The 16,216-nt window shown below is 66.1% G+C and carries 16 protein-coding genes and 1 other RNA gene; 12 read left to right on the forward strand and 5 right to left on the reverse strand.

From position 1 onward, the window contains the following. The 6 genes from ppk2 to GB880_RS13620 all read left to right on the forward strand — a co-directional run bounded on the left by ppk2 (position 1) and on the right by GB880_RS13620 (position 5,813). Positions 1–975 (forward strand): polyphosphate kinase 2, encoded by a 975-nt coding sequence (ppk2, locus tag GB880_RS13595; RefSeq protein ID WP_154493803.1) that lies wholly within the window; start codon positions 1–3, stop codon positions 973–975. After that, positions 972–1,925 carry a TPM domain-containing protein gene (locus GB880_RS13600; RefSeq protein ID WP_263467193.1) on the forward strand — a complete coding sequence of 318 codons (954 nt, stop codon included), beginning with the start codon at positions 972–974 and terminating at the stop codon, positions 1,923–1,925. The genes ppk2 and GB880_RS13600 overlap by 4 nt, the downstream gene beginning before the upstream one ends. Before the next feature lie 131 nt (positions 1,926–2,056). After that, positions 2,057–3,112 (forward strand): ABC transporter substrate-binding protein, encoded by a 1,056-nt coding sequence (locus tag GB880_RS13605; RefSeq protein WP_154493728.1) that lies wholly within the window; start codon positions 2,057–2,059, stop codon positions 3,110–3,112. Positions 3,113–3,187: 75 nt separating this feature from the next. Then, positions 3,188–3,541, forward strand: a transfer-messenger RNA (tmRNA) gene (gene ssrA / locus GB880_RS13610). Positions 3,542–3,606: 65 nt separating this feature from the next. Beyond that, on the forward strand, positions 3,607–4,878 hold the full coding sequence (locus GB880_RS13615) for a glutamate-5-semialdehyde dehydrogenase (RefSeq protein WP_154493729.1): 1,272 nt from the start codon (positions 3,607–3,609) through the stop codon (positions 4,876–4,878). Further along, complete coding sequence (locus tag GB880_RS13620; protein ID WP_154550639.1) at positions 4,878–5,813, forward strand: hypothetical protein; 936 nt, start codon at positions 4,878–4,880, stop codon at positions 5,811–5,813. Before GB880_RS13615 ends, GB880_RS13620 begins: the two co-directional genes overlap by 1 nt. Here GB880_RS13620 and GB880_RS13625 read toward each other — a convergent pair. Continuing rightward, a complete protein-coding gene (locus tag GB880_RS13625; protein WP_154493731.1) occupies positions 5,810–6,463 on the reverse strand; it encodes a histidine phosphotransferase family protein in 654 nt (217 codons plus the stop codon). The genes GB880_RS13620 and GB880_RS13625 overlap by 4 nt on opposite strands. A 40-nt stretch (positions 6,464–6,503) precedes the next feature. Here GB880_RS13625 and GB880_RS13630 point away from each other — a divergent pair, with 40 nt between their 5' ends. From GB880_RS13630 to GB880_RS13640, 3 genes are all read left to right on the forward strand, one after another. Further along, positions 6,504–6,683: a DUF3553 domain-containing protein gene (locus GB880_RS13630; RefSeq protein WP_154493732.1), complete on the forward strand. Its 180-nt coding sequence runs from the start codon at positions 6,504–6,506 to the stop codon at positions 6,681–6,683. Between the two features lie 142 nt (positions 6,684–6,825). Next, a complete protein-coding gene (locus GB880_RS13635) occupies positions 6,826–7,605 on the forward strand; it encodes a GNAT family N-acetyltransferase (RefSeq protein WP_154493733.1) in 780 nt (259 codons plus the stop codon). Continuing rightward, positions 7,602–8,435 carry a lysophospholipid acyltransferase family protein gene (locus GB880_RS13640; RefSeq protein ID WP_154493734.1) on the forward strand — a complete coding sequence of 278 codons (834 nt, stop codon included), beginning with the start codon at positions 7,602–7,604 and terminating at the stop codon, positions 8,433–8,435. Before GB880_RS13635 ends, GB880_RS13640 begins: the two co-directional genes overlap by 4 nt. A 12-nt stretch (positions 8,436–8,447) precedes the next feature. Here GB880_RS13640 and GB880_RS13645 read toward each other — a convergent pair whose 3' ends face one another. The 4 genes from GB880_RS13645 to ubiE form a co-directional block, all read right to left on the reverse strand. After that, a complete protein-coding gene (locus tag GB880_RS13645; RefSeq protein WP_154493735.1) occupies positions 8,448–10,226 on the reverse strand; it encodes an SLC13 family permease in 1,779 nt (592 codons plus the stop codon). A 116-nt stretch (positions 10,227–10,342) separates the two neighbouring features. Continuing rightward, positions 10,343–11,152 carry a TIGR00282 family metallophosphoesterase gene (locus GB880_RS13650; RefSeq protein ID WP_154493736.1) on the reverse strand — a complete coding sequence of 270 codons (810 nt, stop codon included), beginning with the start codon at positions 11,150–11,152 and terminating at the stop codon, positions 10,343–10,345. Positions 11,153–11,203: 51 nt separating this feature from the next. Next, entirely contained in the window at positions 11,204–12,739 is a 1,536-nt protein-coding gene (ubiB, locus tag GB880_RS13655) for a 2-polyprenylphenol 6-hydroxylase (protein ID WP_154493737.1), read from the reverse strand. Continuing rightward, complete coding sequence (gene ubiE / locus GB880_RS13660) at positions 12,740–13,492, reverse strand: bifunctional demethylmenaquinone methyltransferase/2-methoxy-6-polyprenyl-1,4-benzoquinol methylase UbiE (RefSeq protein ID WP_154493738.1); 753 nt, start codon at positions 13,490–13,492, stop codon at positions 12,740–12,742. 97 nt (positions 13,493–13,589) lie between these two features. Between ubiE and mutM the strand changes: the two genes are divergently transcribed. The 3 genes from mutM (at position 13,590) to rpsT (ending at position 15,713) form a co-directional block, all read left to right on the forward strand. After that, positions 13,590–14,435, forward strand: a complete 846-nt coding sequence (gene mutM, locus GB880_RS13665; protein ID WP_154493739.1) for a bifunctional DNA-formamidopyrimidine glycosylase/DNA-(apurinic or apyrimidinic site) lyase — start codon at positions 13,590–13,592, stop codon at positions 14,433–14,435. 87 nt (positions 14,436–14,522) lie between these two features. After that, on the forward strand, positions 14,523–15,299 hold the full coding sequence (locus tag GB880_RS13670; protein WP_154493740.1) for an enoyl-CoA hydratase: 777 nt from the start codon (positions 14,523–14,525) through the stop codon (positions 15,297–15,299). A 144-nt stretch (positions 15,300–15,443) separates the two neighbouring features. After that, the gene (gene rpsT, locus GB880_RS13675; RefSeq protein WP_154493741.1) at positions 15,444–15,713 is read left to right on the forward strand and encodes a 30S ribosomal protein S20; all 270 of its coding nucleotides are present in this window, start codon (positions 15,444–15,446) and stop codon (positions 15,711–15,713) included. Positions 15,714–16,216: the final 503 nt, after the last annotated feature.

Consider the following 16,216-nt stretch of genomic DNA (forward strand, 5'->3'; position numbering starts at 1 on the left):
ATGGCCCGTAACGGCAAGTCAGGCGGCAAGTCCAAAGACAAGGCCGATGAAAGGAAAAAGCCCGGCGCGGCGCCGGCCGCGGCGGGTTCGATTGCCGCAGCCCTGCCCGATCTGCCCTATGTCGGGGCGATCTCGGCCTATCTGGAAAGGGACGCGCCCGCCGATCTGCGCAAGATGCTGCAGGATGCTGACAAGGACGCGATTCTGGACCCCGGATATCCTTATCGCGAACAGATGAAATCGCGCGATTACGACGCCGCGATGCAGGGCCTGCAGGTGCAGCTGGTGCGGCTGATGCGCGACGTCATCCATACCGGCAAGCGGGTGGTGGTGCTGTTTGAAGGCCGCGATGCCGCAGGCAAGGGTGGCACCATCGAACGCGTGCGCGAAAACCTCAACCCGCGTTCGGCCTATATCGTCGCCTTGCCCAAACCCGATGAGCGCGAGGCAGGGCAATGGTATTTCCAGCGCTATGTCGACTGGCTGCCGGCGCAGGGCGAGATCGCGCTTTTCGACCGCAGCTGGTACAACCGCGGCGTGGTCGAACGCGTGTTCGGCTTTTCCTCGGCCACCCAGCGCGAGACCTTCTTTCGCCAGCTGCCCCTGTTCGAGGACATGCTGGTCGATGACGGCATCGTCCTGGTCAAGCTGTGGCTGAATGTCGGTCGCGCCGAACAGCTACGCCGCTTCCTGGACCGCGAACGCGACCCGCTGAAGCAATGGAAGCTCAGCCCCATCGACGTGGACGGTCTGGCGAAATGGGACGACTATACCCAGGCGATCCGCGACACGCTGACCCGCAGCCACACCGGCATCGCCCCCTGGACGGTCATCCGCGCCGATGACAAGCGCCGCGCGCGCATCGCGGCGATCCAGACCATCCTGCGCGCCGTGGATTTCGCCGGTCGCGACGATGCGATCATCGGCCAGCCCGATCCGCTGATCGCCGGCGGGCCGGAAATCCTGCCGGGATGATCGCGCGCGCCCGAAAGGGATTGCGGGCGCTCGGCCTGCGCGCGGCGCTGCTGGTGCTGTGGGGCGGTCTGGTCTTGCTGTCCCTGCCGGGCGGGGCGGCGCTTGCGCAGGACTTGCCGCAGTGGCGCAGCACGACGGTGAACGATTTCGCCGGGCTGATCGACGACGCCGACCGCCGCCATCTGGAACAGGCGCTGGACGATCTGGCCCGTCGCACCGGGGTTCAGGGCACCGTGGTCACCCTGCCCGACCGCGCCAGCTATGCCCGGGGCAACGAAACGCTCGAGGCCTTTGCCACACGGCTTTTCAATCATTGGGGCGTGGGTCAGGCCGACCGCGACGACGGCTTCATGCTGCTGGTCCTGCCGCAAGAGCGCGAGGCGCGGATCGAGCTGGGCCGGGGTTATCCCGGCGACGCCGACATCCTGGCGCAAGAGATCATGCGCAACACCATGCTGCCCGACCTGCGCCAGGGGCGCTATTCCCAGGCCATCCGCGCCGGCACCGATGCGGTGATCGCTCTGATCGCCGAACCACAGGCGCAGGGCCGCCCTATTGCCCCCCGCCGCGACAGCACGCTGGAACGCATCATGCCGTTTCTGTTCGGCGGGGCCTGGCTGCTGGCGCTGGGGGCAATGCTGCGCAAGGCATGGCGGCGCAACCGCTGTCCGCAATGCGGCCACCGCAGCTTGCAGACCACCGCCGACCCCCTGCCGACCCCCCTGCCCGAGGGGGGCCATATGGTGTCCCACGATCAGGTGACGCGCCGCTGCCCCGATTGCGGCTGGCAGGAAACGCGGCAACGCTTGCGCCCGCAGACGATCTGGTATGGCCCGACCGGCCAGGTGCTGCGCCGCGAGCCGACCCCCGGTTACCGGGCCAGCCGCGACCGCTCGGGCGGTTTTGGCGGCGGGTCCTCGCGCGGCGGCGGCGCCTCGGGCCGGTGGTAGGGGGCGCTGGCAAGGGGCGGGCGACGGGTTTGTGATCTCGCCCGGCGGCAGCGATGCGGCGCAAGGCTTGCGGCGACGCGGTCCGGCCGCTAGCGTCATCCCCATCCCACCACTTTCTGGAAAGGCCCCCGATGAACAAGCTGCGCCAATCTGCCGCCGCGTTCCTGCTTGCCGGCACCGCGCTGGGCACTGCCGCCCAGGCCGCCGACCCCCAACTGACGGTTTTCGACTGGGCCGGCTTTGAAGAACCCGTGATCTTCCAGGGCTATATCGACAAGCACGGCCAATCGCCGACCTTTGCCTTTTACGGCGACGATGACGAGGCCTATCAGAAGCTGGCTTCGGGCTTCAAGGCGGACGTGGCCCATCCCTGTTCGCAGATGGTGTCGAAATACCGCGATGCCGGCCTGATCGAACCCTGGGACGTGTCGAAAATTCCCGCCTTCGACACCATCGCGCCGCGCTTTCTGGATTCCGAGGTGTTCAAGGACGACAAGGGCGTTTGGTATATCCCGACCGACTGGGGCGCCACCGCCATCGCCTATAACCGCGACACCGTCCCGCAAGAGGATGTCGCCAGCCTGAACGTGTTCATCGATCCCAAGTATCAGGGCCGCGTGTCGCTGCCCGATTCGGCCGATGACGTCTGGGCGCTGGCCTATCTGGCCACCGGCGTCACCGACTGGACCGACGTGACCGACGAACAGTTCAAGGCTGCCGCCGACTGGCTGCGTCAGGCGCATCAGAATGTCGCCGCCTATTGGGCCGATCCGGCCGAACAGGCGCAGCTGATGGCCTCGGGCGCGGTCGATGTCGCCTGGTCGTGGAACGACGGCGTGGTGCTGCTGGAAAAGGACGGCTTCCCGGTCGGCTTCCAGCGCGCCCCCAAGGAAGGCAGCTCGACCTTCTTCTGCGGCTTCATCAACCTCAAGAACGGTCCGGGCAACGAGGACAAGGCCTATGACTTCATCAACGCCTGGCTGGCCCCCAGCGCGGCCAAGGGGCTTCTGGATACGATCGGCTATGGCCACACCTCGACCGTCGCCATGGAAACGATCAAGGACGAACCCGCCGTCAAGGAAGGTCTGAGCGAGGTCGACGCCCCGATCCTGGCCCAGACCCCGAACGACCCGGCGCAGCGCGAAAAGCAGCTGGCCGAATTCGAAAAGATCAAGGCCGGATTCTGATCGCCCGCGGCCGGCGACGGACTGTTTGCGCGCCCCGCCCCTGCGGCGGGGCGTTGCCATGTCGGGCGCCGCCCCGCACTTGCGCACGGGTTTGGGCGGGCCTATATTCCCCTTGTTCGGGTTCGCCCGGACTATGGACATAAACGCGCAGGTAATAAGCGGATCGGACCCGGGGGCGGTACCCGGCGGCTCCACCAAAATCCCTCGTTGGGGGTTCATGGGGCCGAAACAGGATCGACGAACGTCTAAAGCTGTTTGCTTTGTCTCGGTGAGCTACCACCGTTATCGGTGCAAAATGTACAGTTGCCAACGACAACCGTGCTCCGGTCGCTCTGGCTGCGTAAGCAGCTCGGGTAACCGAAAATCAAGCCCTTGCGCCTAGCAGCGTAAGGCGGGGCCCGCAGGAGCCTGGCAACAGAATCCTGCATTTTCCTTTCCGCTGGCTTTTCCGCCCCCTGCATCCTATCTGAGGGCGCATGCAAGGGGACGAGGCAATGAAAGACCTGACCACAGCCGATGCCGATGCGCTGATCGCCCAACTGGGCGGACGAGCGCGCGATGCCGCCGCCGTGCTGGCCGAGACCACGGCCGAACGCAAGCAAGCGGCGCTGCTGGCCGCAGCCGATGCGATCCTGGCCACTCAGGCCGAAATTCTCGCGGCCAATGACCGCGATCTGCAACATGCGCGCGACAAGGGCCTGGGCGCGGCGATGCTGGACCGGCTGACGCTGGACGCATCGCGCGTCGCCGCCATGGCCGACGGGCTGCGCACCGTCGCCGCCCAGCCCGATCCGGTCGGCCGGGTGCTGGCCGAATGGGACCGGCCGAACGGTCTGCACATCCGCCGCGTCGCCACCCCGCTGGGTGTGATCGGCGTCATCTATGAAAGCCGCCCGAATGTCACCGCCGATGCCGCCGCCCTGGCGCTGAAATCGGGAAATGCCGTCATCCTGCGCGGCGGCTCGGAAAGCCTGCACAGCTCGACCGCCATTCACGGCGCCATCGTCGCCGGCCTGCGCCAGGCAGGCCTGCCCGAGGCGGCGGTGCAGATGGTGCCCACGCGCGACCGCGAGGCGGTGGCGGCGATGCTGCGCGCCCAGGCTTATATCGACGTGATCGTGCCGCGCGGCGGCAAGGGCCTGGTGGGCCTGGTCCAGCAGCAGGCGCGGGTGCCGGTCTTTGCCCATCTTGAGGGCATCTGCCATGTCTATGCCGATGCCGACGCCGATCTGGAAAAGGCGCGGCGTGTGGTGCTGAACGCCAAGACCCGGCGCACCGGCGTCTGCGGCGCCGCTGAATGCCTGCTGATCGACCGCGGCTTTCGCGACCGCCATGGCGATGTGTTGATCGCCGACCTGCTGGCCGCCGGGGTCGAGGTCCGTGCCGAAGGCGAGCTGGCGCAGGTGCCGGGCACGGTTGCCGCCACGCCTTCGGATTTCGGGCACGAGTTTCTGGACAGCATCATTGCCGTGCGCCTGGTGGACGGCGTCGCGGGCGCGATCGAACACATCCGCCGCCATGGCTCGGGTCACACCGAATCGATCTTGACCGAAAACGACGCCACGGCCGAACGCTTCTTTCGCGGGCTGGACAGCGCCATTCTGATGCGCAACGCCTCGACCCAGTTCGCCGATGGCGGCGAATTCGGCATGGGCGCGGAAATCGGTATCGCCACCGGCAAGATGCACGCCCGCGGACCGGTCGGGGCAGAACAGCTGACCAGTTTCAAGTATCTGGTCACCGGCGACGGCACCATCCGCCCCTGATGACGGCCGAATGGCTGTATCAGGGACCGCATCAGCGCCTGGTGCGGTTTCGCGGGACGGGAACCCGGGGGCAGGCGGTCGTCAGCTTTGAACACGGGCGCGACCGCATGGACGGCTACGCCCCCGCCCAACCGCCGCGCTTTGCCCTGCGGCTGGGTCTGGATGTGCTGCTGGTGCAGACCGCGCGCCGCGACTGGTTCCTGTCGCCGGCCAGCGCCGCCCTGGCTCAGGCGCTGGCGCAGGCCACCGCCGATTATGCCGAGGTCATCGCCACCGGCTTTTCCATGGGCGGCTATGGGGCGCTGCTGTATTCGCGGGCCTGCCGCGCCAGCCGGGTTCTGCTGGTCTCGCCCCAGTATTCCATCGATCCGGCGATTGCCCCCTTCGACCCCGACCGGCACGGCAAGTTCACCCGCATCGGCCGGCCGATGCCGCGCCCGGAATCGTGGGGCGATCCGCAGGTCGGGGGCGTGTTGATCCATGATCCGCGCATCGCCGCCGACCGCGGCCATGCGGCATTGATCGCGGCGGCCTTTCCGCGCCTGCACCATGTCGCGCTGCCCTTTGGCGGGCATCCGGCGACGCTGGTTCTGGGCGAGGCCGGACGCGGCGTTGGCCGCATCGCCGAGGCGCTTGTGCATGACACGCTCGACCCCGCCGCCATCCGCGCCGACCATCGCGCGGCGCGGCGCCGGTCGCTGAACTATCACCTGCATCTGGCCCGCACCGCCCTGCCCCGCCACCGCGACCGCGCCTTGGCCCGATTGGCGGATCTGGCCCAGACCGGCACCGACCACATCCGTTTCGAGGCCGGGCTGGCGCTGTTGGAGGCCGGCGACGAACGCGGCGCCGCGCTGCTGTCGAACCTGCTGGATCAGGTCGTCGACCCGCCTGCCGCCTGGGCGCGCCGGCTGCAGCGGGCGCTGCAGGGCTAGAACGAAATCTCGCCGCCCTGATCGTCCAGATCCCAGTGCAAGACCCGTCCCGTCTCGGCCGCGCAGGTAGCAAGGGCCACGAAATGCACCTCGGACGGGGCGGGCTGGGACGGGGCGACCGTGCCCCCGCCCAGCCAGGCCCACAGGGCCGGGTCGCAACGGGTGCGGCTGGCCTCGGCCACCAGGCGCCAGCCGCGGGCGCCGCGACAGATCAGCACCGATCCGCCCCAGGGCATGGCGGTTTCCAGGCACATCAGCGCCAGCAGGATCATCTGCGCCTCGGGTCGCGGCAGGTCGCCCTGCGCATCCAGCCGCAGCCGCAGCCGCCCACCCCGTTCCAGATCGGCGATCAGCGCAGCCAGTTCTGCCAGGCTGAGGCGCTGGTCGGGCGCGCCCTGGCCGAAAGCCATACGGAAGCAACGCACCCGCGCTCCCGCCGCCGCCAGGCTTTCCTGAATCAGCTGAAGCTCGGCGCTTTTCGCGATGCCCGGAAAGTCACCCGACATCAGCAGCAGCTCCAGCCCATTGCCCACCGCGCCCAGCGGCGACACGATATCGTGGCACATGCGCGCCGCAATCAGCCCCGCCAGCCATCCCGGCGACCGGGCGGCGGGTGGGTGCATGTCGTGATGGATTGTCAGGTCGTCCATGGATGCTTAGCCTGTAATCGCTTCAATGAAAGTCGATCGGATGAATGAAATTCTGGAACCCGGAATGATCGTGCGTCACCCCGGCGCGCCCGAATGGGGCACGGGCCAGGTCCAGTCGCGCGTGGGCGATCGCATCACCATCAATTTTACCCACGCCGGCAAGCAGGTGGTCGATGGACGCCATGTCAATCTGGAACTTGTGCATATGGACCCCCGGTGATCACGCAAAGGTTATTTCAACCTTTGCGAGAGTCAACCGCGACATGACGACCCTTTGTCGCGCCCCGGCGCTGAAGGTTGCAATGCCACCCCGCCCCGCCTAGACAGGCGCCAACTGCACCCGAACCACGCCGCGGGGGACGATGACGCCTGAAACCTCTTACTTCGTAACCCGGCTGGCCACGGACGAGGCCGATCTGCTGTCGGCCCAGCGTCTGCGCTATCGGGTCTTTGTCCAGGAGCTGGGAGGCGACGGGCCGCTTGTCGACCACGAAAACGGTCTGGAGCGCGACGAATTCGATGGCGTCGTCGATCATCTGGTGCTGGTGGACAATCGCCGCTCGCGTGCGGCGCTGGATCATGTGGTCGGGGTGTATCGGTTGCTGCCGGGCGACAGGGCATTCGCGTTCGGTCGATTCTATTGCGATGGCGAATACGATCTGACCCCGCTGCGCGGCTGTGGCCGATCGCTGCTGGAACTGGGCCGATCCTGCATGGATCCGGAATTCCGGGGCGGCTCGGGAATGTTCCTGTTGTGGAACGCGCTGGCCGATTACGTCCTGTCGCGCCGCATCGAGCTGCTGTTCGGCGTTGCCTCGTTCCATGGCACAGATGTCGATGCCCTGGCGCAGCCTCTGTCCTGGCTGCATCACCATCACCTGGCACCGCCCGAGTTGCGCCCGCGCGCGCTTGAGAATGCATTTCAGCGCATGGACCTGATCCCGGCCGAGGCGCTGGACAGACGCGCCGCGATGACCGGCCTGCCGGCACTGATCAAGGCCTATCTGCGTCTGGGCGGCATGATCGGCGAAGGCGCCTGGCTCGACCACGAGTTCAACACCACGGACGTTTTCCTGATGCTGGACACTCAGGCCATGTCCGACAAGCATCGCAGATTCTACGAAACGCGGCGCGAGCAATGACAGCGGCCAATCGCGCGACCTGGCAGGACGATGGGATGCCTCCGTCGATCCCGCGACCCGGACCGCTGGGCTGGGTGCTGATTGCGCTGCGCGGGCTGTGTGTCAGCGCGGTCCTGCTGCTGGGGGTAATGCTGATCGTGCCATTGCGGCTGGTCGAACGCGCCTTGGCCGGGCCGCGCCGACCGGTCAGCGGACCGCATGTCCAGATCGTCTGCCGTTTGTGCCTGTGGATCATCGGCCTGCGATGGAGGTGTGAGGGCCAGCCGATGCGCGGGCCCGGCGCGGTGGTGGCCAATCATTCCAGCTGGCTGGACATCCTGGTGATGAATGCCGCCATGCCGGTGTTCTTTGTCGCCAAGGCCGAGGTGGCGGGCTGGCCGGGCATCAACATCCTGACCCGCGTCACCGACACGCATTTTGTCGCCCGCGATCCGCGTCTGGCGCGCCAGCAGGCGCAGGAATTTGCCACCCGCACCCGGGCCGGGCACCGGCTGCTGTTCTTTCCCGAAGGCACCAGCACCGATGGCCAGCGCGTCCTGACGTTCAAATCGACGCTGTTTCAGGGCTTTCTGGACCCTGCGCTGCCCCCGGACCTGGCAGTCCAACCCCTGTGCGTGCATTACCATGCCCCACCCGGCCGCGACCCGCGGTTCTATGGCTGGTGGGGGGATATGGCGCTGGGTCCGCATCTGCTGGCGGTGCTGGCGCAATATCCACAAGGTCGGGTCAGCGTGCGGCTGCTGCCGCCCATTCCGGTCGCCGGCGAAACCCGCAAGAGCCTGTGCGCCCAGGCCGAAGCCGCTGTGCGCGATGCTTTTCAGCGGTCGTGACCGCTGCTGCGATCACAGCGGCCAGAACAGGGGGATCACCAGACAGGCCACCACGCCGCAGATGATGTCCAACGGCACGCCCACGCGCACAAAGTCGCTGAACTTGTAGCCGCCCGGTCCATAGACCATCATGTGGGTCTGATAGCCGATCGGGGTGGCAAAGGCGACCGTGGCCGAAAACATCACCGCCACCACATAGGCCCGCGGATCGTGGCCCAGCGATTTCGCAAGCGCAATCGCAATCGGGGTCAGCAGCACCGCCACCGCATTGTTCGACAGCAGTTCTGTCATCACCAGCCCCAGGAAATAGACCGCGATCAGCGTCATGAAGGGCGACAGATGGCTGAGCCAGGGCGCGATCAGTTCCACGATCAGATCGACGGTGCCGGTGTATTCCAGCGCCTCGCCCACGGCCAGCATGGCAAAGATCATCGCCAGCAACCGCCCGTCGATGAACGAGAACGCCTCTTCGGCATCGACGCAGCGCGTCAGCAGCACCACGGCCGAGGCGACAAAGGCCAAGGCCAGGATCGGCGCCACATCCAGCGCCGCCAGCGTGACCACCGACAACAGGCAGATGATGGCGATGGGCGCCTTGGAGCGGCGAAAGGCACGGGCCGAGGGGCGCGAGACATCGACCAGTTCCATGTCGGCAGCCAGCCGGGCGATATCCTCGGGCGCACCCTCGAGCAGCAGGGTATCGCCCACCTGCACCACCAGATCGTCAAGCTGCCGGCCGATGTTCTGGCTGCGGCGATGCGCGGCCAGGACATAGACGCCATAGCGCCGGCGCAGCCGCATGTCGCCCAGCCGCCGGCCGATCAGCCGCGCGCCGGGCGAAATCAGCACCTCGACGGTCTCGGTGGCCACGGAACTCAGCTTGTCCACCATCTGGAAGTTCTTGTTGGCCTGCATTTCCAGCAGATCGGCCATGGCAGTGCGCAGCACCACGCGATCGCCCGGTTGCAGAACCGCCTCGGACAGGTTGCGCCGCAACGAAATGTCGCCGCGCAGAACGTCGATGACCCGGACCGCCTCACGTTTGAACACGGGCACTTCAAGCACGGATTGACCGACCAGGCTTGAATCCTCGGGGATCGCGACCTCGGTGAAATATTTCATCTCGCGCCGGTTGCCCAACAGCCCGGCCAGCGAGGTGCGTTCGGGCAGCAGTTTCCAGCCGATTGTGGCGAAATAGGCGATGCCCGCCAGGGTGATGGCAATGCCGACCGGCGCGATTTCAAAGATGGTAAAGGGGGTCATGCCCTGTTCGCGTGCCACACCATCGACCAGCAGGTTGGTCGAGGTGCCGATCAGCGTCATCATGCCGCCCAGCAGGGTGAAATAGCTTAGCGGCATCAGGAACTTGGATGGGGCAACCCCCATGGTCATGGCCAATTGGATGAAGATCGGGATCATCACTGCCACGACGGGCGTATTGTTCATGATGGCGGACGCCAGGATCACAAAGGCGAACAGACCGCACAAGGTCAGTCGCGGATGGGTGCTGGCCCGCGCGGTGATCATCTGCGACATCGCCTCGAGCGCGCCGGTCCGCAGCAAGCCCCCCATGATCAGGAACATGAAGGCGATGGTCCAGGGCGCGGCGTTCGACAGCACAGCCGCCGCGTCCTTGATCGGCAACAGGCCCAGAAACACCAGTGCGGCGGCAGTGCCAAAGGCGACCACCTCGGGCGGGTGTTTTTCACGGACGAATTCGATGAACATGACGGTCACGATGACCAGCATCGCGATCGCGGCATTGGAACCGGTCAGTTCAAGGCCAAGCATAACCTACCCGTTGTGAGGCACCGTAAATCACGGCTCTTTTGGTCGGCAATAACATCTTTTCTTGCCGCCCTGCAAGAAAAACACATCTGCCCGATCGCCTGCCCCATCGGGTCGGCTCAGCCCGTCGGGCTCAGCCTGCCGCCGCTGCGCACGGCCTGCACCGCAGTCGCCTTGCCGCTGCGGTCGTCGGTGGTGACCAGCACGCCGGCCAGGGTCGCCTCCCCCTCGGCCGGGGTAAAGCGATCCGAAGTCATGCCGGTCAGAAAGCGGCGCAGCGGCTCGGCCTTGTCCATGCCGATGACGCTGTCATAATCGCCGCACATGCCGGCATCGGTCTGATAGGCGGTGCCACGGTTCAGGATCATCGTGTCGGCAGTCGGCACATGGGTATGGGTGCCCACCACAAGGCTGGCGCGGCCGTCGCAGAAATGGCCCATCGCCATCTTCTCGCTGGTGGCCTCGGCGTGGATGTCCACCACCGCAGCCTGCACCAGACCGCCCAGGGGATGGGCCTTCAGCACCTGATCGATGGCGGAAAACGGATCGTCGAAGGGGCGTTTCATGAACACCTGCCCCAGCACCTGCGCCACCAGCACCTTGCGCCCGCGCGTTGCCTCGAACACGCGCGCGCCGCGGCCGGGGGCGGCCCTGGAATAATTCAGCGGCCGCAGGATGCGCGATTCGGTCTCGATAAAGGACAGCATCTCCTTCTGGTCGAAGGCGTGATCGCCCAAGGTGATGCAATCGGCCCCCGCCTGCAGCAGCAACCGCGCATGGGCCGCCGTCAGCCCCATGCCGCCGCTGGCATTTTCGCCATTCACCACGGTGAAATCCACGCCAAGCCGCTGTTTCAGCGGCTCGAGCCCCTCGGAAACGGCGCGGCGACCCGCGCGTCCCATCACATCGCCTAGATACAGGATTCGCATGGGCCAGCGTTAGGCCAAAGCCGGGGCCGGCTCAAGCCCCGGCACAGGAGCCTAGCCCAACCAGGCGCCCAGCGCGACGGCAATCAGGGCCAGCGCCGCCCCCGACAACATGGGCGCAAGCCAAGGCTGGCGCGGCGGCTGTGCCGGCGGAGCAGATTTTTCGCGCAGCACCTGCGGCAGTCGCTGTTCCAGGAATTCCGGCAGCAGCGGGGCAAAGCGCGCCAGCACCTGCGCCGAACGCGCCAGATCGCGGGCGGCGGCGCGCGGACCCAGATTGTCGCGGATATAGCTTTCGACGACCGGCCGCGCCACCTGCCACATGTTGATCTGCGGATCCAGCGATCGGGCGACGCCCTCGACCACGACCATGGTGCGCTGCAACAGGATCAGCTCGGTCCGGGTGGCCATGCCGAAACGTTCGGTCACCTCGAACAGATAGGCCAGCAGGTTCGCCATGGAAATCTGGCTGGCATCGGCGCCAAAGATCGGCTCGCCCACGGCGCGCAGGGCGCGAGAAAATTCCTTGATGTCGCGGTCGCCCGGCACATAGCCCGCCTCGAAATGCACGCGCGCGACGCGGTCGTAATCGCGGCGGATGAATCCCATCAGGATTTCGGCATAGACGCGGCGCGTGTATTCGTCGATTTCGCCCATGATGCCGAAATCGTAGATGATGATGTCGCCATCGGGTGCGACCTTCAGGTTGCCCTGATGCATGTCGGCGTGGAAGTAACCATCCCGCAGCGCATGGCGCAGGAACATCTGCAATACGCGTGCGGCCAGTTCGGGCAGATCGTGGCCGGCAGCGCGCAATGCGGCGACATCGCCCATGGGCAAGCCTTCGGCCCAATCCGTGGTAAGCACCCGCCGCGCGCTGAGATGCCAATGCGGCCGCGGCACCTTCATGCCGGTGTCAGCGGCAGTATTCTCGGCGAATTCCGAGGCCGAGGCCGCCTCGAGCCGCAGGTCCAGCTCTCCCATGACCACCGATTCGAAATGGGCAACCACATCGCGCGGCCGCAAGCGGCGCGTGGCGGGCGACAGGCGTTCGATCATGCCTGCGGCAAAATGAAAGGCATCGATGTCGCGGCGAAAGGCGGCCTCGATCCCTGGGCGCAGCACCTTGACCGCCACCTCGCGCCCGTTGTCGGCCCGGCGCGCCCGATGAACCTGCGCGATCGAAGCGGCCGCCACCGGCTCGGACAGGGTACTGAAGAGGTCATGCGCGGGACGCCCCAGTTCGGCCTGGATCGTCTGCAATGCCTGCGCCTGGTCAAAGGGCGGCAGCCGGTCCTGGAGCATCGTCAGCTGATCGGCCAGTTCCACCCCGACCACATCGGGCCGCGTCGACAGGATCTGCCCGAACTTGATATAGGCCGGCCCCAGCGCGGTGATGGCGCGGGTCACCGGCGGCAAGGCGGGATCGCCGCGATAGCCCAGCCAGGCAAAGGGCCAGCCCAGCACCCGCGCCGCCAGACGCACCCGCGCCGGCGCATTGACCGCATCCAGCGCCGCGCGCATGGCGCCGGTGCGCTCGAAGGTCGCGCCAGTGCGGATCAGGCGCCAGACATTATGGGGGCCACGCATCTAGAGCTTCCACCCCGAATGCAGCGCGGCAATGCCCATCGACAGGTTGCGCCACTGCACCCGACCAAAGCCCGCATCGCGGATCATCTGCGCGAAGCGGTCCTGATCGGGAAACCTGCGGATCGATTCCACCAGATACTGATAGCTGTCGCGGTCATTGGCGACCACCTGGCCCATGGCCGGGATCACGTTGAAGCTGTAGCGGTCGTAAAGCCATTGCAGCATCGGCACCGGGATCTGGCTGAACTCCAGCACCATCAGCCGCCCGCCCGGGCGCAGGACGCGGCGCGCCTCGGCCAGGGCATCGGGGATGCGGGTGACGTTACGGATGCCGAAGCTGATCGTGTAGCGGTCAAAGCTTTCATCGGCGAAGGGCAGCTGCATCGCGTCGCCGGTCACCCAGCGCAACCGGTCGGCCAGTGCGCTGGCCTGAGCGCGCTTGCGCCCCTCGACCAGCATGGATTCGGTCATGTCGCAGACGGTGACGGAGGCGCCGGGCGCGCGCTGCAAGAAGCGAAAGGCGATGTCGCCGGTGCCGCCGGCTACGTCCAGCAGTTGCTGGCCATCCCGCGGCGCCAGCCAGTCCATCATCGCGGTTTTCCAGACGCGGTGAATGCCCACGCTCATCAGGTCGTTCATCACGTCATAGCGCGATGCCACGCGCGAAAACACGCCATGCACCAGCCCGGCCTTGTCCTGTTCGGCCACGGTGCGAAAGCCGAAATGGGTCTGTCTGCCGGAATCTTCGCTCATCTCGCTTGTCCATCCGTGATTTCGCGCCCAGATAGACCGGATGCGCGGCGCATGCCAGCCAGGGGCGCGGGCGCACCATGCGACGAATGGAAGCAAAATGCCAGAACTGCCAGAGGTCGAGACCGTCCGCCGTGGACTGGAACCGCATCTGAACGGCCGCGTCATCACCCGGGCCGAGGTGCGCCGCCCCGACCTGCGCTGGCCGCTGCCGCCCGATCTGGTGCAAGTGCTGACCGGCGCGCAGGTGACCGGCTTGCGGCGACGGTCGAAATACATCCTCATCGATCTGCATGATCGCGGCGCGGTCCTGCTGCATCTGGGCATGTCGGGGAGGATGCTGATCCAGGGCCAGGCGCCGGGCGAATTTCACCGCGACCCGGCGATTCTGCCACGCCACGATCATGTGGTGCTGTGGACCGATGCCGGCACCAGCATCACCTTCAATGACGCGCGGCGCTTCGGCATGGTGGATCTGCTGCCACCCGACAGCGATCATCGGCTGCTGGCACATCTGGGGCCCGAGCCGCTGTCCGATGACTTCACCCCCGCGCGGCTGGCCGTTGCCCTGTCGGGACGCCGCAGCCCGATCAAGGCAGCCCTGCTGGATCAGCGAATCGTTGCCGGCCTGGGGAACATCTATGTATCCGAAGCGCTGTTTCGTGCCGGCATCGATCCCCGCCGTCCGGCAGGGCAGATCGACGCGGCACATCTGCGAAACCTTGTCGATCAGATCCGCGCCGTCCTCACCGAGGCGATCGCGTCCGGCGGCTCATCCCTGCGCGATCATCGCCAGGCCAATGGCGAACTGGGCTATTTCCAGCATGCGTTCCGCGTCTATGACCGCGAAGGCAGCCCCTGCCCAACCCCGGGCTGCGCAGGCACGATCCAGCGCATCGTGCAATCGGGTCGTTCCAGCTATTTCTGTCCGCACTGCCAGCACTAGCGGGCGACGGCGCATGCTGATGCTGGCATTGGCCTCGCGCTTTTGTTACGAGTCGCGGTCAGCTAGTTTTGCGAAAGGCAAGGTCCGATGGCTTACCAGACCCTTACTGTCGAGATCGACGACTATGTAGCCCTGATCCGGTTGAACCGGCCCGAGGCGCTGAACGCGCTGAACTCGCAGCTGTTGCGGGAACTGGGCGATGCGCTGGCCGATGCCGACCGCAACGAAAAGGTGCGCTGCGTGGTCCTGACCGGCAGCGAGAAAGCCTTTGCTGCCGGTGCCGACATCAAGGAAATGGCCAGCAAGACCTTTGTCGATGTCTATAACGACAACCTGTTCGGCGAGGAAATCACCCGCATCACCTCGACCCGCAAGCCGATCATCGCCGCGGTCTCGGGCTATGCACTGGGCGGGGGATGCGAACTGGCCATGGCCTGCGATTTCATCATTTGCGCCGACAATGCCAAGTTCGGCCAGCCTGAAATCAACCTTGGCGTCATCGCCGGCATCGGCGGCACCCAGCGCCTGACCCGTTTCGTCGGAAAGTCCAAGTCCATGGACATGCACCTGACCGGGCGTTTCATGGACGCCACCGAGGCCGAGCGCTCGGGCCTGGTCAGCCGCGTGGTGCCTGCCGCCAAGCTGATTCCCGAGGCCATGTCGATCGCCAGGAAAATCGCCGAAAAATCCCAGATCGCCGTCATTGCCGCGAAAGAGGCCGTCAACCGCGCCTATGAAACCACACTTTCGGAAGGCATCCTGTTCGAGCGCCGCAGCTTTCACGCCCTGTTCGGCACCGAGGACCAGAAGGAAGGCATGGCCGCGTTTCTCGAAAAACGCGAGCCGCAGTTCCGCGACCGCTGATTTGACTTGGCTTTCGGTCCGGCCCGCGTTATAGGGCCGGCCAGACATGCGCGTGGGCCCGCTTAAGGCAAGAATCATTCCCGTCCTCTGGACGGGGCCGTGGGGCTTTTGCGCAATCGGATTTTCGAGGAAGAGAAAGAACCCATGGCCAATACGCCCCAGTCCAAGAAACGCGCCCGCCAGATCGAACGTGTCACTGCCGTGAACAAGGCGCGTCGTTCGCGCATCCGCACCTTCCTGCGCAAGGTCGAAGAAGCAATCGCCAGCGGCAACGCCGAGGCGGCGCGCGAAGCCCTGCGCAACGCTCAGCCCGAACTGATGCGCGGCGTGACCAAGGGTGTCGTCCACAAGAACACCGCCGCCCGCAAGATGTCGCGCCTGTCGGCCCGCGTGAAGGCGCTGGCCAACGCCTGACAGGCTGCGGCTTTTACGCAACTATCGGTGGAATTATATGGGGGCGCGCCCTGTCCGGGCGCGCCCCATGCTTTTGTTTACGCAACGTCAATCATTGTTTTTCAGTGACTTGGCAGATGTCGGCAAAATGTCACGCAAGATCGGGATTCGTTCCTGCAAAGTGACTGTCAAGCGCGAAGATCGGTTGCTGGCCCGTCGCGGTTCTTGCTAGTTTCCTACCTGCGATTCACCGTCGCACCTGGGGGACATGCCCGGACGGCCGACTCTGCCAGCGGCCGGATGGGCGGCAGCAGGATCTTCTTTGATCCGCTACCGATGATTGCGCAGGCCGGCTGCCACCGGAATGCGGGTCATGTCTGCATCCTTGCGGCCGTCGGACGGCCCTGATCGCCGCCTTCGGCGGCGCAGGCCGTTCTGTTGCCGTTACCGGCCCAGGTGTCACGATCGTGTCGTATGGTGCCGGGAGCCCGGCAGCGCAGCTGTAGGAAACGGATACGGACGAA

The organism is Paracoccus sp. SMMA_5_TC, from assembly GCF_009696685.2.
Classification (GTDB): domain Bacteria; phylum Pseudomonadota; class Alphaproteobacteria; order Rhodobacterales; family Rhodobacteraceae; genus Paracoccus.